This is a genomic window from Streptomyces sp. BBFR51 (assembly GCF_044591655.1).
Taxonomy (GTDB): domain Bacteria; phylum Actinomycetota; class Actinomycetes; order Streptomycetales; family Streptomycetaceae; genus Streptomyces.
In genome coordinates, this window is sequence record NZ_CP172448.1 from 8530933 (window position 1) to 8552199 (window position 21267).

A 21267-nucleotide genomic window follows, 5' to 3' on the forward strand; every position below is an offset into this window, starting at 1 on the left:
GTCAGGCCCCCGCTCTCTCGTCGGCGCGGCGCCGCAGGAAGGTGATCGCCAGGGCGGCGATGCCGGTCACCACCGTCAGCACCATCGACTGGGCGGAGCCGTACCCCAGGGCGTTGTTCTGGAACGACTGGGCCAGGATCAGATAGGCGGCGGTCTGGGTGGAGCCGGCGGGACCGCCTCCGGTCAGGGAGAGCACCAGGTCGTAGGAGCGCAGCAGGGTCACCAGGGTCAGCACGATGTTGACGGTGACGACCGGCGCGATCATCGGCAGGGTCACACTGCGCAGGGTCCGCCACCGGCCGGCGCCGTCGATCCGGGCGGCTTCGAGCAGCGAGGCGGGGACGGTGTGCAGTCCGGCGATGTACAGCACGAGGGTGAATCCGAAGCCGGACCACACCACGACCCCGATCAGGCTCGCCAGCGCCCAGCCGGGCTGGGACAGGAACGGCAGTCCGGCGTGCCCGGCGGCGCGCAGCACGCTGTTGACCGCGCCGTTGGTGGACAGCAGCGCCGACCAGAGGAAGCCGATGATCAGCGCACTGATGACGTACGGGTAGAAGAAGACGGTCCGCAGCACGGTATTGGTGCGGCTGGGAGTGGAGATGGCGAGGGCCAGGGCGAGTCCCACGGCGTTGACGGCGAGGGTGCCGATCACCGCCAGCAGCACCGTGATCCAGGCCGCCTGCCGGACCTCCGGATCGTCCAGGAGGGCGCGGTAGTGGTCGAGCCCCACCATCGCGGGGTGTGCCGTGTAGCCGTCCCAGTCGGTCAGACTGAGATAGCCGGACAGCACCAGGGGCACGACCATCATGACGAGGAAGAGCGCGACCGCGGGAGCGGTCATGAGCAGCCCCGTCAGCCGGTCCCGGCCGCGGGCGGTGGCGAACAGGTCGCGCACGGCCCGCGCCGGCCGGGAGGTGGTGGGCAGACTCATTTCGTGTGCGCCTTCAGCCAGGTGTCCACGTTCTTCAGCCCGTCGGCGGCGTCGCCGCCCGTGTAGAGGCTCTGCACCTGCTTGTTCTGTTCGGCCTCGAAGCCGGTCGGCATCTGGTACTCGCCGCTGCCGGCGATGGCCTGGTGGTTGGTGGACTTGTCGAGGAGCGCCTGCACCTCGTCGGCCAGCGGGGAGAGCTTGTAGGGGTACCCGGTGCGGAACGAGGAGTCCTGCTTGAGCTGGCCGGCCACGGCGGCACGGTCGGTGGTCAGGAACTGGACGAGCTTCTCCGAGGCCTTCTGGTGCTTGCCGGCCTTGAAGATGCGGTAGTTGGCCCCGGGGGTCACCGAGAGCCTCGGAGTGGAGGGGTCGTTGAGCTGGGGTGAGGCGAAGACGCCGACCTCGAAGTCCTTCTTCGCCTGTGCCTCGGCGGCTACGAACCAGCAGCCCATCGGGTACATCGCGGCCTTGCCGGACAGGAACTCGGTCTCCGCGTCGGCGTACTTGGTGCCCAGGGCCTGCTTGTCGAGATAGCCCTTGTCCAGCCAGTCCTTGTACAGGTTCAAGGCCGGGCCGAGGTCGGTGCTCAGGGAGCGCTTGCCGGCGGAGGCCTGCTTGAACCAGTCGGGCTCGCCGGTGGTGGCGGTCGGTGCGAAGAGCATCATGACCTGTGCCTGCGTGACCCACTCCCCGGCGGTCTGCATGGGCAGGAATCCGGCGGACTTGAGCTTCCGCATCGCCGCCGTCAGGTCCCGCATGGTGGCGGGCGGCTCGGTGATGCCGGCCTTCTCGAAGGCCTTCTTGTTGTAGAAGACGAGGGACTGGACCTGCTGTCCGATCGCCACGTCGTACAGGTGGCCGTCCAGTCGCTGGGCGTCCGCCATGGGCGCGTCGGCCGCCCAGCTCAGGTCGGACAGGTCCCTGAGATAGGGGAGGACCTTGTCGTTGTGTGAGCCCTCGACGACGTCGGGGGCGTTGCCTGCTGCCAGCAGCTGCTGCAGGGTGCTGTCCACGGAGCCGTCGGCGGCCGTGGGCGAGTCGATCTGTACCTTGATTCCGGGGTTGGCCTTCTCGAAGGGAGCGACCAGCTCCCGCCAGTACCCCTTGGTCAGATTCGGTGTGATGTTCACCAGCATCCGTACGGTGCCGGTGGCACCCGAGTCCGGGTCGGCGGCCGAGTCCGCCTCGAACCCGCCACTGCCGCCGCACGCGGTGGTCAGGGCCAGGCCCAACAGGATGCCTACCGCAGCGTTGATGGATCTTCTCCGGGCCATGTCGCCCTCCCTATCGATTATGTTCTATCGATAGGCGATATGATGACTCCTGTTAGGTGGTTGTCAAGAGCCTGCAACCACTGACACACGATCATCGATAAGATGCGAAGACGTTCTACGAACCTAGGGGGCCGTCATGGCGGGCGTCGGTGAGCCGCTGACCCGGGTACTGCTGTCCGATCAGGTGTACACCCGGGTGCGGGGTCTCATCGTCAAGGGGGACCTCAAAGCCGGCGACCGGCTGGTCGAGGCCGAGATCGCCCGTGATCTCGGGGTCAGCCAGGCGCCCGTACGGGAAGCCGTCAAGCGGCTGGTTCACGAGGGCCTGGCCGACCACATCCCGCGGCGCGGCAGCTTCGTGGCCGACGTGTCCTCGCAGGATGCCGACGCCGCGCGGGCGGTGCGGGTCATCATCGAGGAGTTCGCGGCCCGCGCGGTCACCGAGCGCGCCGACCCGGAGTGCGTCGATGCGCTGCGCGCCAAGGTGCAGGACATGCGGGAAGCGGCCGAGGCCGGTGACATCGGACGCTTCCGGGACGCCGACATCGCCTTCCACCGGATCCTGTGCGAAGCGAGCGCCAACCCGTTCCTGTCCCGCATCTGGAGCCTGATGGAACCGAGCCTGCGTGCGCTGCGCGTGGTCTCAGACCCCCTGTTCACCGGTGACTGGGCCGAGATGGCAGTCCAGCACGGCGTATTGCTGGAGACCCTGGAGTCAGCCGACGCCGACCGCGCAGCCGCCGCGTTCGCGGCACACGCCCGGGGGGACGAGGGCGTCCCGCGCCTCGGCCACGGCTGAGCGGGGCGCGTCCACCGGACACCGCCTGGCTCCCCGCTCGGCCTGTCCGGTCGACCGACTCGGCCTGTCCTCCCATCATGGGGACGGTCTGCGGCCCGCAGACCGTCCATTCTTTCCTTGCGATTCCGGCGTTACGTGCCGTCCCGCCAGTTCGTGGCCTTCCGGCCGTTCCGTCCTTCCGCCGCCCCGGACCTCCAGATCGTTCGTGGGCGCCCCGCGTTCCGTGACTCCGCCCGAAGCGCGTGCCTGACGACACCCGCTTCCGGGACGCCCTCGCGGGTCGCCCGGCCTCCGGCGTGGAGCGTCCCTCGCACTCCGCACCCCCACAGACCCGCGCCTCCCACTCCTTACGCGATCGCTCCGCGGGACCTATATTGATCGCCGACTCGCGATTATCGATAGGCGATGGGAGATCCATGTACTGGAGACGTAGTGCTCTGGTCATCGGAACCGCTGCCGCGACGGTGCTCACCGCACTGACGGCCGCCGTTCCGGCATCAGCGCACACGAAGGGCACCACACGCTATGTGAGCGTCACCGGTTCCGATGCGAACCGCGGCACCAGGCAGTCCCCGTTCAGCACCGTGCAGCAGTGCGCCGACGTCGCACAGGCCGGCGACACCTGTGTGATCGCCGCCGGAACCTACCGGGAGACCCTGACGCCGCCGCGCGACGGCACGGCGTCCGCCCGGATCACGTTCCGCGCCGCCCCCGGTGCGCGCGTCGTCCTCGACGGCAGTGCCCCGGTCGACGGATGGGCGCAGGTCAGTGCCTCCGACCTGTCGGCACTGCAGGCCGCCGACCCGACGCTGAGCGGCTCGGACTTCGCCACGGCCGCCACGGCCGGGAAAATATACCGAACCGACATCGTCCTGAACCCCGCGCTGCCCGGCAACCAGCTCTTCGTCGACGGCACGATGCTGGGCGAGGCCCAGTGGCCCTACCCAGGCACCGAGCCGACGCGCCCCGACTACAACTCCGCGGACGCCGGCACCAATGACACGCTGTACGACGACACCCTGACCCAGCCCGCCGGGTACTGGAAAGGGGCCCGCCTGACCTCGCACAACTGGTTCGTCAGCCAGACGGGCACCGTCACCTCGTCCGCGACCGGCTCCGTGACCGCCTCGGGGCTGGCCACCTCCTGCGTCGGCCTCAGCCCCAACCAGCAGAACCTCTACTCGCTCACCGGCAAGCTCCAGGCGTTCAGCCATGCCGGCCAGTGGTTCTACGACGCCGACGCGCAGCGCCTCTACGTGTGGATGCCGGATGGTACGAGCCCGGCGGGGCACACCGTCGAGGCCAAGCAGCGCAACGTCGCCGTCGACCTGTCCGGGCGGTCCTACGTGTCCGTGGTCGGCCTCGGTGTCCGGGCCGCCACGGTGGTGACCTCGTCCACCTCCACGCACAACGTGCTGGACGGCATCGACGCCACGTACGTCTCGCACTACATGGATCTGAAAGTGGACCCGGGCAAGGTCACGCCCGCCGACCCCTGCGACGTGCTGACGGCGGGTGAGACCACCAGCGGCATCCTCCTGAAGGGCACCGCCAACACCCTGAGCAACAGCAGGATCGACCACAGCGCCGGAAACGGGGTGCTGCTGGCCGGTTCGGGCAACACGGTGACCAACAACCTCATCACCCGCGTCGACTACCGCGGCAGCTACGCCGCAGGGATCAACGTCCTCGGCAGCGACCAGACGATCACGCACAACACCGTGACCAATAGTGGCCGCAGCAACATCAACATCGACAACAAGGTCGCCGGGACCACGGCCTCCGGTCACGAGATCGCCTACAACGACCTGTCCGACTACGGCAACCTGGTCGTGGACGTCGGCGCGATCTACATCTGTTGCCAGGTGAACCTGGCCGGCACCGAGATCCATCACAACAAGCTCCACGACGCCGCACTGTTCGCGGCCAGCGCGCCCGCGCCCGGCGTGTACCTCGACCTGTCCACGTACAACGCCACGGTCTACGACAATGTGGCGTGGAACCGCACGACCTACGGCGTCGTCCTGATCAACCCCAACGGCGGCACGACCAGCGGCAACCGCGTCTACAACAACACCAGCGGCACCGACCGCAAGTCCGTGAGCCTCTTCCCGGGCACCTACTCGGACACCGAGGTGGCCAACAACATCGGCGACGCCGACACCATGGCCGGAGTGTCCTCCACGAACAACCTGCCCATGGCCGACGGTCCGCAGTTCACGGGCCCCGCGCACCACGACTACACCCTCCGCTCCACCTCACCGGCACGCAACTACGGCCTGGTGCGGCCCCCGGCCACGGACGGCTACACCGACCCGCAGCCCAGCGCCGGCGCCTACCAGTACGGTGCGACGCCGTGGCAGGCCGGAGCGGCCATGCAGCGCACGACGGTCCAGGCCGAGTCGTACGCGGAGGGCGGCGGCGTCGCCACCCACGCCGCCGGAACCGGCTCGGTCCTCGGCAGTTTCGACGGCGGCGACTGGGTCCGCTACGACGACGTGGACTTCGGCACCGGCCGGAATCTCCTGGTCGCGAGCATCGGCAGCGAGCGGCCGTACGCGGGAGGCCGGTTCGAGGTCCGGCTCGACTCGGCCACCGGCCCGGTCGTCGGCACCGTGCGGGTGGAGAACACGGGCGGCTGGGACACGTACCTGGACCAGACGTTCACGATCAGTCCGACGAGCGGCACGCACGACGTCTACCTCAAGGCTCTCGGTACCGCACCGGGCGTCGCGAACATCGATCACTTCTCGGTGGAGAAGATGATCTCCCAGTAGGGCGCTGACGGCTCCGTTCACCGTCGGTCAACGGCCCCGGCCGCCGCGCGGGCCCCGGCGCGGGGGCCGGAGCCCGCGGAGGATCGGCAGCAGAGGGCGGGACCCACGAACGGGACGCACGACGAGGCCCTACGGGTTAGGCACCTCCTGAAGGACCCAGCCATTGCCGTCCGGGTCGGTGAAGTCCGCGTAGGTGCAGTAGTTGCGGCGTTGAGGGTCGGGTCCGCTGATCCACTTCTCGCCCGTGCAGCGACGGAAGATGTCGCTGGTGTCGTGATAGACCTCGCCCACCTCCGCACCTCGGCCGACCAGCTCGTTCCGGGCCTCGAAGATGTCCGAGACGATGAGGTGGAGGCCCTTGGACGACCCGGTAGGTCTCGTCCGTGACGTGGTCGGCGTCCAGGCGGAACCCGACCGCCTCGTAGAATGCCTTCGCCCGGTCGACGTCGGAGACGGGCAGTACCAGGACTTCCAGTTTGAGATCCACTGGTCGTCACTCTCTTACGTTTCACCGTGGAACGGTGCCATGGGATCAGGCGGCATACGCCCGCCCTTTCGAGTGAGTGGTCCCCATCGCCCTCCATCACACGGTGCAGCAGGATGCCGCCCCGACCCGCGACACACGAACTGACGGCGGAAGCGTCTTGCGGGGCCGAGGTTCCGAATCGGCCAATCGGGGCGGCAACCCATGCGGCGCGAGAGATGAGGCTTGCCGACCTGTTGATCAATGTGACACGTGTCACATATTGTTCGTATGCGTCGTCGCGTACAGCCGGCGTCGCACTGCTGAGGCAAGGAGAGGTCCCACATGACATCTCTGGGCTTGAAGAAGAAACCTGTCTCCGCGGGCCTCGTCGCGCTGGGTGCGACGGGCGTCACGTTCGGAGGAGCCGCAGCCACGCACGCCGACACCATGATCGGGCTCTAGGACACGCAGGCTCAGTGCCTCGCGGTGAAGGTCGTCTACCAGAGCAACGACCCGGGCGGCAGCTACTACTGCGACAACGACCACGAGGCCGGCGTCTGGTGCCTCCGGAAGCGGTAGGCACTTCGGTTCACCCGGTTTCGCGTGTCGGCCCACCGACCCGGTCGGTGGGCCGACGGCGTTCCACGCGTACGACCCCCCCTGACCCCTGCCCTCCCGCGGAGGCCACGCGATGACCCTGTGCCCGCAATTCGACACGGTCCGCGATTCCACTGTCGCGACGAGGAGGAGCGGCGGAGGAGAGCGGTCCGGGGAAGTCGTGGACAGAGAGTCATCAGGTAGTCATTCGACTGATGACTGAACCGGACCCACCTCAGCGGAGGAGGGCATGGACAGATAAAATCCGGAAGCGTGGCCGACATCAGAGGTGTGCAGCAGAGGCTCAGCCCGGTACGAACGGCGGCTGCTGAGCAGCCGACCACGATGCGACTGAGGGTTGTCCTGTCCGGACCGGCATCGGTGCTCGCGGCATGATCGGTCGGGACAGAGAACTGGAGGTTCTGCACGGCCTGCTCTCGAGCACGGTGGCAGGCAAGGGCGACGCGCTGCTCGTCCGCGGAGACCCCGGGGTCGGCAAATCCTCTGTGCTGCGCACGTTCGGTTCTCATGCCTCGGACCAGGGGGTCAGAGTCCTTCGCACCTCCGGCGTCGAGACCGAACAGTGGCTGCCGTTCGCCGCGCTGCACTTGCTGCTCCAACCGGTTCTCGGCGGGGCCGAGACGTTGCCGGCCCCCTACCGGAAGGCCCTCGGTGGCGCCTTCGGGGCCAGTGATGGAGAACCCGAGATCTACCGGGTCGGGATGGCGGTGCTCGAGCTGCTCGCCGACGCCGCCGACAGCCAGCCCCTCCTGCTGCTCGTCGATGATCTCCAATGGGTCGACTCGTCGAGCCGTGACGTGCTCGGGTTCGTGGCCCGGCGTACCCGGGACCTCCCCATCCTCGTGATCGGTGCGGCAAGAACCTCGTCACCGGGCACGTACAGCCTGGGGACTCACGCCGAACTCGTGCTGGAGCCTCTCCCCCCGGCCGCGGCGGCCGAACTGCTCGATGCCGACGCCCCCGGCCTGGCGGACGCGGTGCGGGCCCGCATCCTGGAGCGCGCCGCCGGCAACCCTCTCGCGCTCGTCGAACTGCCGAGGGCGGCTCAGGGCATGTCACCCCGGCTCGACGATCTGCCTCTGACCCAGCGACTGGAGTCCGCGTTCGCCTCGCGCACGGACTCACTCACCCGCGAGTGCAGGACGCTCCTCCTGGTCCTGGCAACGGAACCCACCGCGCCACTGAACCAGCTCCTCGACGTGGCAAGTCGTCTCGCGGGATCGGAAGTCTCCGTGTACGCCCTGCAGGAGGCCGTCGACGCCGGATTGGTGGTTCTGACCGGTCGTACCCCGGAGTTCCGGCACCCCTTGATGCGCTCCGCGATCTACACACGTGCCACCGTCGCCGACCGGTTGTCCACCCACAGCGCCCTGGCCGAGACGCTGGAGGGATCACCTGGGCGGCGGCTCGTCCACCTCGCCGCGGCCACGCTCGGTCCGGACGACGAACTGGCCGGCCAACTGGAGCGCTTCGCGGACGACGCCCAGAAACGGGGCCAACTGGCCGCGGCTGTACCCGCCCTGCGCCAGGCAGGCGAGCTGGTGCACGACGCACGCCGCCAGACCGGCCTCCTGGTCCGTGCGGCCGAGCTGGCCAGCGAGATCAACGACCGCGTGCAGGCCCAGATCCTGCTGGACAGGGCCGACCTCGCGGAGTTGGGCTCCACGGAGCGGGCCCGCCTCATGCTTGTCTCCGACAAGGCCGCGTTCGAACCCGATGAGCCTCAACGCCGCATTCAGGACATGATCGACGCGGCAGCCGGGGCGTTTGACGTCGGCAGTACGAACGTCGCGGAGAACCTGCTGTGGCGTGCGGCCGCCCGATGTTTCTTCCAGGACGGCGACGCACGCGTGCGTGCTCAGGCCGCTGCCGAACTGGACCGGTGGAAGCCCGACCCGGACGCCCCTCACGTCCTGACGGTGCGGGCCTACACCGAGCCGTACCGCCATGGGACCGACCTGATCGCACGGCTCGAAAAGCTCAAGCCGGACCGCGAGGACGGCCAGCTGCTGCACTACCTGGGCAGCGGCTCGATGGTCATCGGTGACGTCGGCCGCGCCACTCGTTACCTGGCCCAGGCGGCCTCCGTGTGGCGGTCCCAGGGCCGTCTCGGCCTGCTCGCGCGATCCCTGGCAGGATCCTGGCCACGTCTGTACCTCGGGCAGTTGGCTCAGGCCCGGGAAGAGGCCGCAGAAGGGATCGCGCTCGCCGAGGAGACCGGGGAGTGGATCGTCTGGCTCGGCCTCAAGGCCACGTCGGCACTCGCGGCGGTGCTGCGGGGAGAACGCGAAGCCGCAGCTGGGAGTGTCCGGGAGCTGAGAGCGCACAGCCTCTTCCCCGTCATGCCCTTCGCGAGCGTCATGGCGCAGCAGGTCGACGGTCTCCTCGCACTGTTCGACAGCCGTGCCGTGGAGGCGTACGACGTCCTCGCGCGTGCGTTCGACAAGACGGACCCGCACTACCACTCGACCAGTCGCTGGCTGATCGTCCCGGATCTGGTGGACGCGGCCGCGGCTGCGGGCCGAACCGAACAGGTGCGAGAGCTGTTGGCAGAGCTGCCCGAACTGGCAGACCGGCTACCCTCGGAAATGATGATCGTGGCCCGGACCTACAGCGCGGCAGTCCTCGCTCCGGACGACACCGCCGAGGAGTACTACGACTCCGCGCTCTCCGCATTGCCGGACACGTGGCCGCTGTCGCGTGCCCGACTTCATCTGCAACACGGCAGGCGACTGCGCCGACAGCGTCGGAACGTGGATGCGCGCAAGCCTCTGCGGCTCGCACGTGACGAGTTCGACCGAGTCGGTGCGCAACCCTGGGCCGACATGGCCCGTGAGCAATTGCGGGCAGCGGGGGAGTCGGACGGACGACGGCGCCTGAGCAAGGGCGAGAGTCTGACAGTCCAGGAAAGGCAGATCGCCGAGTTGGCCTCACAGGGTCTGAGCAACCGGGAAATCGGCCAGCGCCTGTTCATCTCGCACCGGACCGTGGGAGCCCATCTGTACCGCATCTATCCACGCTTGGGCATCACCAGCCGCGGCAGGCTCTCCGCAGCGCTGGCCGCGCTCGGAGACGACCGGACGACCTCGGGTTCAGCCGACCCGGCCGGATGACGGTGCGCCGCGAGCCGATGCCCCTTCGGACCCGCGCGGCCGGGACGGCATCACACGAAGGCGCCGCTTTCCTGGCGGAGCGCCGCCACCAGACGGTCTAGTTCCTGGTGCGTGTTGTACAGCGTGGGGGCCACCCGGACAGCGCTGCCCTGTGCGATACCTGTGCGCGCGACCGTGAGAACACGGTGTTTCTTGAGCAGCAGCGTCGCCATCTTCTGTGCCTGCGTGTAGTCCCTCATCGCAGGAAGCCGGAAGCTGGTCACCGCTCCGTGGCGTGCCGTGTCGTCGGGTGTGAGGATCTGCATGCCCGGGAGGTCCCGTACGCGCTCCACCCAGTAGTTCCGGAGCGACTGCAGGTGTAGTTGTTTCCGCGATCCCTCGATACCACGGTGAAACTCGATGGCTTTGGGAACGGTTGTCAGGCGGATCTCGGGGTCGCCGAGCAGCGCCATGCCCCACGAGTGGGGGCCATGGACGCCGGGGACGGGCTTGAAGGCGAGGGCCGAGTAGGTGTCCTCCTGCAGGTACAGCTCGGTCGTGCCGCTGTCGCCCACGAGGACGGGGAGGGACTCGGAGCCCCCCCGACTTCAGGAGGTCGAACACGCTCGGCATGGGGTTGCCGTCCGCGTCCTTGAAGTGCACCGTCAGCTTGTGCCGGACCGGGCCCAGGGATACCGCGGTGTGCGCCACGCTCCGCGTGTCGGCGTCCGTCGCGAGGATCTGACCGCTATAGGTGCGGCCACCGGCCGAGCCCGAGCCGTCGATCGTCAACGTGACACCGGCGGAGCCGTGCGCCGGCACGGTGACCCGGGAGGCCGACAGCCGGAACATCCCCTCGGGTGCGTGTGTCGCCGCGACCGACAGATCCAGGGTGACCGCGGCGCCGGTGGTGTTCGTGTACGTCACCGGGCGCTGCACGGGGCCGGGTGAGCTGCCCGGGGCGTAGGCCGTCGCCGAGGCGTACACCCCGGCGCGCACGGCTGCGTCGACGTCCACCCGGCCGCTGCCGGCCTGGAAGGCGTCGTACTGCGGAGTGCGGTGCGAACTGCTGGCGAGGACGTCCTTCAGGGCGCTGCCGGTGAGGTCAGGACGTGCGGCGCCGGTGACGTGCGGCGTGGCCATCGAGGTGCCGCCCAGGCTCTGGTACGCGCCGTTGCCATTGGCGGCGAAGGAGGAGTTGGCGGCGAGGATGCCGACTCCGGGGCGGTGATCTCCGGCTTCAGCGCGCTGTCGACCCGGGGGGCTGGCTGGAGAACGGGGCGACGGTGTCGGTGGAGTGCACCGCGCCCACGGTCAGCGCGGAGGTGGCCACACCAGGGGCGCCGATGGTGCCGGTCTCGCCCGCGTTGCCCGCGGCGACGACGAACAGCGCGCCGGTCTGGGCGCTGAGCCGGTCCACGGCCTGACTCATCGGATCGCTGCCGTCCGACTGCTCACTCCTCGGACCGGCCCGGACGCCGTCCCCGAACGTCGCACGATCGTGGGGACGTCCGAACTCCCGCCGTCTGTCACACGGCGCCGTTCACTGCTCACCGACCGCTGGATACCTGCCCCGGACACCTCCCTGTGTCAGCCGCGGTAGTCGGCTCCGCTTCAGGAGAGGTAGTGCTCGACCTGCGAGGCGGGCCGAACGCGCACGTTGCCGGGATCCTGACCTGCGGCGACCCGCGCCTTTCGCTGCCGGAGCAGGTCCCAGCACCGGTCCAGCTCGACCTCCAGACGGGCCAGACGAGCGTGCTCGGTCGACTCGTCGATCACCTGCTCTGCGAGCTGCTCCCGCAGGTCCTTCTCCTGACGGATCATTTCGTTGATGCGACCGAGGATCTGTCCCTCGGCGTCGGCTTCGGAGCCGGTCATGATTCTCCCTGGACGTTGGGTTGCCGCTGTGGGTGCGGCCGACGGGTCAGTCGGTCGCACTCTTCATTGTCATCCCGGTGGTCGTGTCCGTGCATCAGCAAGGTGACCGCTCCCACCGGGAAGTGGGTGGGGCACAGACAGTGTGAAGAAGTCCCAGTATGGTGTGGTGGTCGAGCGACCCGGATGAGGCTGAAGTAACACTGTGTCAGACTGACGGCAAGGCGGCCGCGGACGCGTGACTGTTGCGTTCATGGACCACGAGCGAGTCATGCGGCCAAGCACCCCTATGTGATCCGGAAGAAGCAGGAGAGCAATGCCTACTGGAAGAACGACGGATCTGGCTCGGTTCCTTTCCGACCTCGAGGCGTACGCGGAGCTTGCCGAGGTCGACTTCGACAACCGAGCCGTCGAGCAGGTGGTTGACGTCTTCGCGGAGCAGTTCGCCACGGGAACCATCACGGTCCGCACGACGACACACGAACCCTCCGTCCGCAGTGTGAACTTCCGTTACATGTACCCGGATTCGCCCCATGTTCCGGTCGAGATCGCCAGGGAACACGGACTTCTTCCCGACGCCGATCCTGCCGTCATGTCGCTGCTCGCGGAGGTCACCGACAAGATCCCCCTGTGGTGGGGGCTGGACGCGTCGGTGGGACACGGCGTACAGAAGGTCTGGGCGTTCTTCGAGCGGCCCCTGGAATTCGGTGAAATCGCTTCGCTCGAAAACATCCCCCATTCCCTGCGTGACCATCGTGAACGTTTCGGCGAGGCTCGTATCGAGAAATTCGCGATCATGGGGTTCGATTTCCGCAACAACACGACGAACCTCTACTCCGAGATGGTCAGTCCCGGCTACTTCGACCAGGAGGACATAGCCAGGATGATCCGAGACATGGGTTCTCGCCCGCCGGACATCGAGGAGATCGGGCGTTGCCGGGGAGCGATCAACGTCTACTACACGTTCGACTGGAACTCCCCGCGGGCCCGCAGGCTCTGCTTCGCCGTCCCGTCGAGGGAAGGGGAGTTCCCCTCCCACCTGCACCCGCTCGCCGCCCGCTTCGCCGCCGAGGCTCCGGTTCAGGCGGAGCGGAGGGACCTGATCTTCAACCCCACCTTCGGTACCCGTGGAAAGTACCTGAAGATGGAGGCGGACTACACCGGTGACGCCGCGTCCCGGGTTTTCGGCTACTGGAACCGCTGACCGTCCCGTCCCTCGAACGCATCCCTCGCAGTCACGGCCCCGGAGGCAACGTTCCGTGGGGCCGCGATTGTCGGTGAGCACCAGCGTCGACGGTTCCATGGGGGGCGCAGCCGGGGTCAGTCAGGCGCCCGGCTGACCCCGGCTGCGCCCCTGTGGGGCCAGCAGCCGGACCTGCGGGAGCACAGCCGTACCTCCACCGCCCGCGGACCGCACAGCCGACCGGTGATCCCACTGGTTCCCGGAACGCGGGACTAACGCTGCCCTGCGGCCCACTCGTCGAAGTGGGTCTCCGCGATGCGGGCGCCGGCGCCGGGGAGCAGATCCGACTCCTGGAGTGCGATACCCCAGTAGAGACCGTTCGGGTCCGTCACGACCGTACGGGTGTCCTCCCGCACGGCCAGGCCCTTGCGGATGAAGTCCTCCATCCGGAAGACGTCGGGGCCCGCGACCTCAGTTGTTGATCATGTCCTCCCGGGCCTGCTTGGCCTGGAAGTAGCCGCTCGCCTGAAGACGGTCGGTCCCCACGACGGAGAGCGCCACATGGTGGGCGACACCGGCCTCCGCCTCGGCCTTCAGCAGGTTGGTCGTCGAGACTCGGAAGAACTCCTTGACCGCGTCGTCCGCGAACGACGGAGAGTTCGACACGTCGACGACGGAGGCGCCTCGCAGCACCTCGGCCAGGCCCTCGCCCGTCAGCGTGTTGACACCGGTGTTCAGGGAGGCCGCGACCGCCTCGTGCCCGTGCTCGCCCAGCCTGGCGACGACCTGCGAGCCGATGAGCCCGGTTCCGCCGACAACTACAACCGTGCAGGAGTGCCACCTGTGACAAGAGGGGCGAGCGGGGGCTGTTCTCCGCAACCTCTCCCTGATTCCTCCACACGCTGCTTCCTCCGCCAGAGAATGACTGCCGAATGACTGTCGCCCCCTCAGTGCGCGCCATCGCCCCCGGCGGCGGCGTAGGTTCGGTCATGAAATACCACGACGTCTGAACGAGGCCCTTGGTCGGTTACTCGTCTCGGGAAGGAAACGTGGAAGCGATGGGCGCCAAGAGGGTTGAGGAACACAGTGGGGTCGACGAGCGGGGACGTGCGCATCGTTCGCTGCCAGCGCATGAGCCACCCGCCGGTCCGCCTGGTCGGGGAGAGGAGGTCTTCGCACGGCAGGGGCCGCGACTGTTCGGGATCGCATACGGCATGCTCGGCAGCGCTGCCCTGGCAGAAGACCTCGTGCGGGACGTCTGGCAGCGCTGGCAGACCACCGACCGTGCGGTGGTCGCCGATCCGCGGGCATACCTGATCATGGCCACGACCCGGTTGTCGATCGACGTCGCACACTCCGCGCGGTTGCGGCGCGCGTCCTACGTCGGCCCCTGGCTGCCCGAGCCCCTGGACACCGGCGATCATGCCGGGACCGGCGCCGCGCGCGCGGCGCCGGTCGAGTTCGACGTTCTGGTCATGATGGAACAGCTGGACCTCGTGGAACGCGCGGCCTTCGTGCTGCGGGAGACGCTGGCTTCCCCCTATTCCGAGATCGCTGCCTTCCTCGACATCGACGAGGCCCAGGCCCGGCACCTGGTGCACCGAGCGCGACGGCACCTCGCCACGGACCGCGTCGCGGACAGGCAAGGCCGTGAGGACGCCGCCGGTCAGACGCGCGGGGGTGACGGGGCCGAGGATTACGAGGCCGCATGACCGGGCGGGCGCTTGCCGACCGTCCGCGACGTCGTGCCTCTCGCGGGTACCGTCGGGGACCCGTGCGCACCACACTGATGTGACATGGTGTGTGGAGGTACGAGTCAGTCGTGGGAGGATGTTCGTTCATGGGCGGAGAAGTCGAGGAGCCGGAGCCCCAGATGGTTCTCTCCCCGCTGACCAGTGCGGCGATCTTCCTTGTCGTCACGATCGACAGCGGCGGGGAGGACACCGTACGGGACCTGCTGTCGGATGTCGCCTCGCTGGAGCGAGCTGTCGGGTTCCGGGCGCAGCCAGACGGCAGGCTGAGCTGTGTCACCGGCATCGGTTCCGAGGCCTGGGACCGTCTGTTCTCGGGGGCGCGTCCGGCCGGGCTGCATCCCTTCCGGGAGCTGGAGGGGCCGGTGCACCGGGCGGTCGCCACCCCGGGTGACCTGCTCTTCCACATCCGGGCTTCACGGCTGGACCTGTGCTTCGCACTCGCCGCCGAGATCATGGGCCGGCTGCGCGGAGCGGTCACCCCTCGGGACGAGGTGCACGGGTTCAAGTACTTCGACGAGCGCGACATGCTCGGTTTCGTCGACGGCACGGAGAACCCGACGGGAGCCGCGGCACGCAGGGCCGTCCTCGTCGGTGCCGAGGATCCGGCCTTCGCGGGCGGGAGCTACGTCGGCGTGCAGAAGTACCTGCACGACATCGACGCGTGGGACGGGCTCTCCGTCGAGGCCCAGGAGCGGGTGATCGGCCGCCGCAAGATGACCGACGTGGAGCTGTCCGACGACGTCAAGCCGGCCGACTCGCACGTCGCCCTCACCAGTGTCACCGGTCCGGACGGCAACGATCTGGAGATCCTGCGGGACAACATGCCCTTCGGGTCGGTGGGCCGCGAGGAGTTCGGCACGTACTTCATCGGCTACGCCCGCACCCCCGAGGTGACGGAGACGATGCTGGAGCGGATGTTCCTGGGCACCGCGTCGGCACCGCACGACCGCATCCTGGACTTCTCCACCCCCGTCACCGGCTCGCTGTTCTTCACACCGGCGGCGGACTTCCTGGAGGACCTTCCCGCTCGGCCCTGAGCACCGAGCGGCCCGACCCGCGCCCGTCGGCCATGACAGAGAGGCCGGGGAGCTCGACGCGGCACTGTCGCCGACGGGGCCCATCCTCACGTCAGCGGCGATGCGCGAGTGGCGACTTCTGGTAGAACCGGGCCGTGGTTCCTCGGAGCCAGCCCAAAGACGTCTTCGTCCGACAGCGGCCCGTCCGCTGCCCCGGACCACACCTGGAGCCCGCTTTGTCCTTGCGAACAGCTCGCACCCGACCCGTGTCCCTTCTCCTGGCGACCGTGCTGGTGACCTCGGCGCTCGCCGGCTGCACGCTGATGGATCTCGCCCAGGACTGCGAGGGGACCGACGCCCGGGTCGAGAAGACGGCGGCGCTCCACATCCTTGACTCCCGGCCCGACGCGGCCACCGTCGCCCGGGGCTTCGAGGAGGTCGACGCCGGCTGCTGGTCCGACAGCGGCGAAGTCACGGTGTATGCCGAGCGGACATACGCCTTTCCCGGCACCCGAGCCGACGTGGCAGCGCATTACCGGACAGCAACGCAACAGGACGGATGGAGCCCCGACCCCGACGCCGCGCCCGACGACCTGAGCTTCGTCAAGAGGGCCATGAACTTGCGGATCAACTTCCTCACCGCCGAACTGCTCACGGAAGAGGGCCACGGAAGCCGCCCCGACCTCAGCACCGGTGCCGGCTACTCGATCACCGTCGACTCGTACGCATAGCGGCACTGAAGCGGGCTGCTGGACGTCGGTGTCGAAGAGAGGTCCGCGACCGACGATCCCGTGGAGATCCGGCGCGGTCAGGAGGAGCGGAGCGTCTGGCGCTGGCGCCGTTGGACCACTGTCCGCCGGAGTGCTCCGGCTGGAAGTCGCGCTCGGAGACGTCGTTGGAGACCGTGTAGCCGGCCACGTGCTCCAGGGCCTGCTAGGGGGAGTTCAGGTAGTGCGTCGTTCGGCTGATGACGACGGCGAGTTCGACCTCCCAGTCGGTCTTGGTGGAGCCGCGGGGGATTTCCACCTCGTCGTACGGGCCGACCACCGTGTTCGGGGGCTTGAGGAAGATGATCGGGCGGGTGGGCGGCGCACTGTCGGACTCCGCCGCGTGGGCCGCGTAGTTCTGCCCGATGCAGACCACCGTGCCGGGCCGGGCGACGGGCGGCCCGAGGCGCAGCCCTTCGGCCTCCAGCACGGGCAGCGTGCCCTCGGCCAGGGCCCGGCGGGTGCGGGCGATGCCGTCCGCGGCGAGGAAGGCGCCGTCGATGTCGGGGGTGAGGGGGAGAGGTCCCGGGTGGTGCCCCGGTCGTCGATGACGGCGGGGCGTTCCTGCCCGGGGTCTCCGAGCCGTACGAGTTTCATGTGCCGCATTCCTTGGTCGAGGGCCGGTTCGGGCCGTGGCCGCCGGTCGCGTCCGCTGCCGACCGGACGTGGAGGGGCGTGGGTGGTCGCGCCGTCGTGACGAGGCATTGTCCGTCTTCGTCAGCGCGCGAGTGTGTGCCGTGACGGCGCCGTCGTGGCGGCCGCCGCTCCGGTGCTTGCCGGCTCAGTATCGGTGTGAGGCACCACCCTTTTGTCAATGGACTACGTGGTCTGTCAACTCACTGACAACTAGGGCGGGGTAGCATGAGTACTCGGGACGGATCGGTATGGGCCAGTGCCGCACCCGCGCCGGCGGACGCCCGCGGCCGTGCGCTGTCGTCCGCCCAACTGGCCGCCGCCGCGGGGGGCATACCGCGCGCGTCCGTCGTCAACATCTGCGCGGCCCTGCACGAACGGGAACTCGTCCGGGTCGTGGACGGCGGCTTCGCGCTCGGCCCGGGCCTGCTGCGACTCGCCCAGTCCTACCTGGACGCCCTCGATCCGGTACACGCCTTCCGGCAGCAGGTGGACCGCCTCGGCGACCGGGGGGAGACGCTGCAACTGGCCACCATGGACGGCACGGACGTCGTCTACCTGGCGGTGCACGAGGGCACCGTCCTGATGCGCCTCACCAGCAGGGCGGGCGCGAGGCTCCCGGTCACCTGCACGGCGCTGGGCAAGGCCATTCTGGCCGGCCTGGACGACACCGCCGTGCGTGAACTGCTCGCGGAACGCGAACCGTTCGAGGTCCGTACGCCCTGGTCGATCACGACCCTCGACGCGCTGCTCGCGGACGTGCGCGAAGCACGCTCGGCCGGTCACGCCGTCGACGACCAGGAGATCGCCGAGGGCATCGTCTGCGTCGTGGCAGCCGTGCCCGGACCGCCGCCGGGCGGCCGACCCTTCGCCGTCGGCTCCTCGCTGCTCAAGTCCCAGGCCACACCCGAGCGGGTGGCGGCTCTCGCCGCACTCATCGAGGATCTCGTAGGACGGATGGGCGGAGCGGCCTGACCGTTCGGCGCGCGCCTGGCTCCGGCGTTCCGGGCAGGGCGAGGTCGTCCACCCGGTCGGCTCCGGGCAACACCTCACGAGCGGGCCTGCAACCCTTTCCGCTCGGTGAGGGTCCTCCCCAACGAGTATCTCCGGGGGACCGATCGCGAGCGTGGGAGGGGCGGTCACATGGGCGTCTGCAGAGCGGCCCGGAATATCGGTGAATTCCTGGCCGACACGGTGGGCGAGGCCGTCGCCGAGGTGGTCCTCGGCCTGCTCGCCTGCCTCCTGCTGGGCTGCGTGGTTCTGCTCGCCTACCTGAGCTGGTCCTTCGACCCACGCCTGACCGTCGCAGGAGCCGGGTTCCTCAGCCTGCTCCTCGCCCACGGTGCCTGGCGGACCTTCCGCGCCCCGCCGAACGGGAGACGGCGGGGCCTTGCCGCCCTGGCCGCCACCGTCTTCGGCGCGGCCGCCGCGACGGCTCTCTTCCTGCTGCTCTACGCCACCGACTGCGGCTGCCTGTGACGCGGCCGGTCGGCCAGGGCAGGACAGTGTCGTCGGTCACGGCGGGACCGCATCGTTCGCGCCCATCGAGGCGACGACGTTCCGCCTCCGTACCCCGGTGCTCTGAGCGCACGTCGAGCCGACCTGCTGTCCGAGCTGGCACGACGCGACGGGTACGGCTGGTATACGGGCGCCTCACACTGTATGTCCGAAGGTGTGGACGTGTGTGACAGTGAGCCAAGCCAACATTAACTTGGCCATCCACTGACAGGTATACCGTTGTTTTCCCCTAACATTGGTTTCACGATCAGCCGTTCGTGTGCCGGTCGGGTGGATTCCGCCTGTCCGACGGACAGTTCCGCCGACGGCTGTCGGTTCCGCGACCTCTCCTACCTGCCCGGCGCGCCGGGCAGGTAGGCCACCGAATCGAGTTAAGGAAGGCGGGGCCTCATGGCGACACCCGACGGAGGGCAGGGCGGTTTCAGGGGCTCGGACGGCGTCCTGTACAAAACGACACCGGAGGATCTGAAGGCCAAGGCCCTGGACATTCGCACGACCGAACAGATTGTGCAGGCAGAACTCGATGCCCTCAAGAGCTACGTCGTCGCGATGGAGGCGAACTGGCAGGGCGTCGCCTCGAACACCTTCCAGGAACTGATGAGGGAGTGGGACGTGTACGCGGCACAGCTCCAGAACGCGCTGCTCGCCATCGCGGGCGGCCTGGACTCCAGCGCCGGCAACTACCTCGGCTCCGAGCACTCGAACCTGGCGAACCTCAACAACGTGTCACTTCCGAAGGCCAACCTGTCCTGATCCCGGCCTGCGTCCGCACGTCCGCTCGCCGCACCCACCCTCCGAGGAAGGAATCGCGATGCCCGATATCGAAAGTGTGCCGATCTATGTCGGCCAGGGCCTGGAGACCGCCGGCCAGGACATCAACGCCGCGGCCCAGCACATCATGGGTGAGCTGCACGCCCTGAAGAGCCGGATCCAGTCGCTGATCGACACCTGGAACGCCCAGTCGGCGACCGACTACCAACTGCGCATGCACGAGTGGGACATGGCCGCGGTGGGCCTCTTCGGCAGCGAGGAGGACGACGGAGTGCTCGGCGAGATCGCCCACGTCATGCGGGTGAACTGGGGCAACTACGTCGGTGCCGAGGAGGCCAACATCAGGACCTGGAACTCGGTGCACTGACCCCGCCCCCTCGACAGGCCCCGGCTACGTGTGACAAGGAAGACATCCAGTGGAGAATGAACGCTGTCATGTGACCGTGGTGGGAGCACGGCGGCGGGTCGATCTCGCGGTGCCCGCGGACGCGGCCATCGCCGAGTACACCCCGGCCCTGCTCACGCTCGTGGGGCAGGTGGAGCTGGACGAGACGTTCCCCCCGGTGTGGTCGCTGGCCCTGCCCGGCGCCCCGCCCCTCGCGCCCGAAGCCTCGCTGCGGGAGGCGGGCGTCGCGGACGGCGCCACGCTCTACCTCCGGGACGTGGCAGCGGGCGAGTTCGACGAGCCTGTGGTCACCGATCTGGAGGAGTCCGTCGAGAAGACCCGCGACGGTGTCACCGCCTGGGGCCGACGGGTCCGCGCCTACACCACACTGGTCCTGGCCGTCCTGGGTCTCATCGCGGCCTTCGTGGTAATGGCGTGGTCGGGTTCCGCGGACTCCTACCGTCCCGGCACCGGGATCGGCGCGATGGTCGCGGCGTTCGCCCTGACCCTGCTGGCCTGGCACTCCACCCGCCAGAGCTGGTCGCTGTCGCTGGGCTTGAGGCTGACCATGGCGCACGCGGGAGTACCCTTGCTCGCCACGTCCGCTGCCTGCCTGCCGGTGGCGAGCGCGAGCACCTCCGGTCTGCTCCTGGCCCTGAGTGTGGGTGCCCTGGTCGGAGCCCTCGCCGGGCTGCTGGCCGTCCGTCACGTCACGACGCTGATGGCCGTGGCGATCACCGGCATCACCCTGTTGCTGACTGCCGCTCTCAGCCTCGGCCGTACCTCGCTGCTCGAGTCGGCGGCCGTGGTGTCCGTCACCACCATGGGCGTGCTCGCCGCCGCACCCAAGGCGGCCGGGCACCTCGCGGTGCTGGCGGGCTCGCGGGCGGGCGGCACGGACCCCTACGCCGACGACGCGGACGTCCTGCGGCTGGTGAAGCGAGGGCAGCGGGTGCTCATCAGCACGAACGTACTCGGCTCGGCCGTCGCCGCCGCGTGCCTGGTAATCCTGGGCTCGGCGGGCCAGGCCTTCGCGGTCGCGCTCACCGCCTGCCTCGGCCTCGCGCTGATCCTGCGAGCCGGGCGGCTGACGATGGCGCCCGCCGTCGTCCCGATGGTGGCCGCCGGGACGCTCGGCCTGGCCGTGGCACTGGTCCGGGCCCCGGGCAACTCCGGGGCACCGGCGTGGACCGGGCCCGTCGCCCTGCTGGGCGCGGCCGTGCTGGCGCTGGTGTTCGGCCTCGGCGGCGCGTTCCGCGCCGACTCGGACGAGGAGCGGCCGACCTGGATCGACACACTCGCCGGGTTCTTCCTGCTGGCCTCCGTACCGGTCGCGGTCGGCGTCTTCGGCGTCTACACCTCGCTGCTGCAGTCGGGGCAGACTCCGTGAGGGGCCCCGAGGCCG

The 21267-nt window shown here is 69.0% G+C and carries 17 protein-coding genes and 4 pseudogenes; 12 read left to right on the forward strand and 9 right to left on the reverse strand.

The genetic code is table 11. From position 1 onward, the window contains the following. Window position 1: 1 nt before the first annotated feature. Both ACGH7X_RS38875 and ACGH7X_RS38880 read right to left on the reverse strand, forming a co-directional pair. The gene (locus ACGH7X_RS38875; RefSeq protein WP_362101779.1) at window positions 2-934 is read right to left on the reverse strand and encodes a sugar ABC transporter permease; all 933 of its coding nucleotides are present in this window, start codon (window positions 932-934) and stop codon (window positions 2-4) included. Next, the gene (locus ACGH7X_RS38880) at window positions 931-2208 is read right to left on the reverse strand and encodes an ABC transporter substrate-binding protein (protein WP_399895215.1); all 1278 of its coding nucleotides are present in this window, start codon (window positions 2206-2208) and stop codon (window positions 931-933) included. The genes ACGH7X_RS38875 and ACGH7X_RS38880 overlap by 4 nt, the downstream gene beginning before the upstream one ends. A gap of 136 nt (window positions 2209-2344) precedes the next feature. Here ACGH7X_RS38880 and ACGH7X_RS38885 point away from each other — a divergent pair, with 136 nt between their 5' ends. Both ACGH7X_RS38885 and ACGH7X_RS38890 read left to right on the forward strand, forming a co-directional pair. After that, complete coding sequence (locus tag ACGH7X_RS38885) at window positions 2345-3007, forward strand: GntR family transcriptional regulator (protein ID WP_399895218.1); 663 nt, start codon at window positions 2345-2347, stop codon at window positions 3005-3007. Between the two features lie 416 nt (window positions 3008-3423). Next, window positions 3424-5784, forward strand: a complete 2361-nt coding sequence (locus ACGH7X_RS38890) for a carbohydrate-binding protein (RefSeq protein ID WP_399895221.1) — start codon at window positions 3424-3426, stop codon at window positions 5782-5784. 129 nt (window positions 5785-5913) lie between these two features. Here ACGH7X_RS38890 and ACGH7X_RS38895 read toward each other — a convergent pair. Next, window positions 5914-6271 (reverse strand): annotated as a pseudogene (locus ACGH7X_RS38895) (VOC family protein). 968 nt (window positions 6272-7239) lie between these two features. On the opposite strand from ACGH7X_RS38895, the gene ACGH7X_RS38900 reads away from it, so the two are divergent. Continuing rightward, on the forward strand, window positions 7240-9981 hold the full coding sequence (locus ACGH7X_RS38900; protein ID WP_399895223.1) for an ATP-binding protein: 2742 nt from the start codon (window positions 7240-7242) through the stop codon (window positions 9979-9981). A 50-nt stretch (window positions 9982-10031) separates the two neighbouring features. On the opposite strand, the gene ACGH7X_RS38905 is transcribed toward ACGH7X_RS38900, so the two are convergent. The 4 genes and pseudogenes from ACGH7X_RS38905 to ACGH7X_RS38920 all read right to left on the reverse strand — a co-directional run bounded on the left by ACGH7X_RS38905 (window position 10032) and on the right by ACGH7X_RS38920 (window position 11838). Continuing rightward, window positions 10032-10535, reverse strand: a complete 504-nt coding sequence (locus ACGH7X_RS38905; RefSeq protein WP_399895225.1) for a hypothetical protein — start codon at window positions 10533-10535, stop codon at window positions 10032-10034. Between the two features lie 547 nt (window positions 10536-11082). Then, window positions 11083-11172 (reverse strand): annotated as a pseudogene (locus ACGH7X_RS38910) (S8 family serine peptidase); the annotation flags it as partial. A 28-nt stretch (window positions 11173-11200) separates the two neighbouring features. Next, on the reverse strand, window positions 11201-11392 hold the full coding sequence (locus tag ACGH7X_RS38915) for a S8 family serine peptidase (RefSeq protein ID WP_399895228.1): 192 nt from the start codon (window positions 11390-11392) through the stop codon (window positions 11201-11203). A 182-nt stretch (window positions 11393-11574) separates the two neighbouring features. Beyond that, on the reverse strand, window positions 11575-11838 hold the full coding sequence (locus ACGH7X_RS38920; RefSeq protein WP_399895231.1) for a DUF2630 family protein: 264 nt from the start codon (window positions 11836-11838) through the stop codon (window positions 11575-11577). 313 nt (window positions 11839-12151) lie between these two features. Here ACGH7X_RS38920 and ACGH7X_RS38925 point away from each other — a divergent pair, with 313 nt between their 5' ends. After that, window positions 12152-13039 (forward strand): aromatic prenyltransferase, encoded by an 888-nt coding sequence (locus ACGH7X_RS38925; RefSeq protein WP_399895234.1) that lies wholly within the window; start codon window positions 12152-12154, stop codon window positions 13037-13039. 251 nt (window positions 13040-13290) lie between these two features. On the opposite strand, the pseudogene ACGH7X_RS38930 reads toward ACGH7X_RS38925, so the two are convergent. Beyond that, window positions 13291-13897 (reverse strand): annotated as a pseudogene (locus tag ACGH7X_RS38930) (SDR family oxidoreductase). A 242-nt stretch (window positions 13898-14139) separates the two neighbouring features. Between ACGH7X_RS38930 and ACGH7X_RS38935 the strand changes: the two are divergent. The 3 genes from ACGH7X_RS38935 to ACGH7X_RS38945 all read left to right on the forward strand — a co-directional run bounded on the left by ACGH7X_RS38935 (window position 14140) and on the right by ACGH7X_RS38945 (window position 16519). After that, a complete protein-coding gene (locus ACGH7X_RS38935; protein WP_399897669.1) occupies window positions 14140-14730 on the forward strand; it encodes a sigma factor-like helix-turn-helix DNA-binding protein in 591 nt (196 codons plus the stop codon). A gap of 128 nt (window positions 14731-14858) precedes the next feature. After that, complete coding sequence (locus tag ACGH7X_RS38940) at window positions 14859-15809, forward strand: Dyp-type peroxidase (RefSeq protein WP_399895237.1); 951 nt, start codon at window positions 14859-14861, stop codon at window positions 15807-15809. Window positions 15810-16054: 245 nt separating this feature from the next. After that, a complete protein-coding gene (locus ACGH7X_RS38945) occupies window positions 16055-16519 on the forward strand; it encodes a hypothetical protein (protein WP_399895240.1) in 465 nt (154 codons plus the stop codon). Here ACGH7X_RS38945 and ACGH7X_RS38950 read toward each other — a convergent pair. Then, window positions 16497-16985: pseudogene (locus ACGH7X_RS38950) on the reverse strand (fumarylacetoacetate hydrolase family protein). The gene ACGH7X_RS38945 and the pseudogene ACGH7X_RS38950 overlap by 23 nt on opposite strands. A 431-nt stretch (window positions 16986-17416) precedes the next feature. On the opposite strand from ACGH7X_RS38950, the gene ACGH7X_RS38955 reads away from it, so the two are divergent. The 5 genes from ACGH7X_RS38955 (at window position 17417) to eccD (ending at window position 21252) form a co-directional block, all read left to right on the forward strand. Beyond that, complete coding sequence (locus ACGH7X_RS38955; protein ID WP_399895243.1) at window positions 17417-18163, forward strand: IclR family transcriptional regulator; 747 nt, start codon at window positions 17417-17419, stop codon at window positions 18161-18163. 168 nt (window positions 18164-18331) lie between these two features. Next, complete coding sequence (locus ACGH7X_RS38960) at window positions 18332-18667, forward strand: lysine transporter LysE (RefSeq protein WP_399895246.1); 336 nt, start codon at window positions 18332-18334, stop codon at window positions 18665-18667. A gap of 429 nt (window positions 18668-19096) precedes the next feature. Continuing rightward, a complete protein-coding gene (locus tag ACGH7X_RS38965) occupies window positions 19097-19459 on the forward strand; it encodes a WXG100 family type VII secretion target (RefSeq protein WP_360894269.1) in 363 nt (120 codons plus the stop codon). Between the two features lie 58 nt (window positions 19460-19517). Then, on the forward strand, window positions 19518-19844 hold the full coding sequence (locus ACGH7X_RS38970; protein ID WP_109030543.1) for a WXG100 family type VII secretion target: 327 nt from the start codon (window positions 19518-19520) through the stop codon (window positions 19842-19844). Between the two features lie 49 nt (window positions 19845-19893). Beyond that, entirely contained in the window at window positions 19894-21252 is a 1359-nt protein-coding gene (gene eccD, locus ACGH7X_RS38975) for a type VII secretion integral membrane protein EccD (protein WP_399895248.1), read from the forward strand. Window positions 21253-21267: the final 15 nt, after the last annotated feature.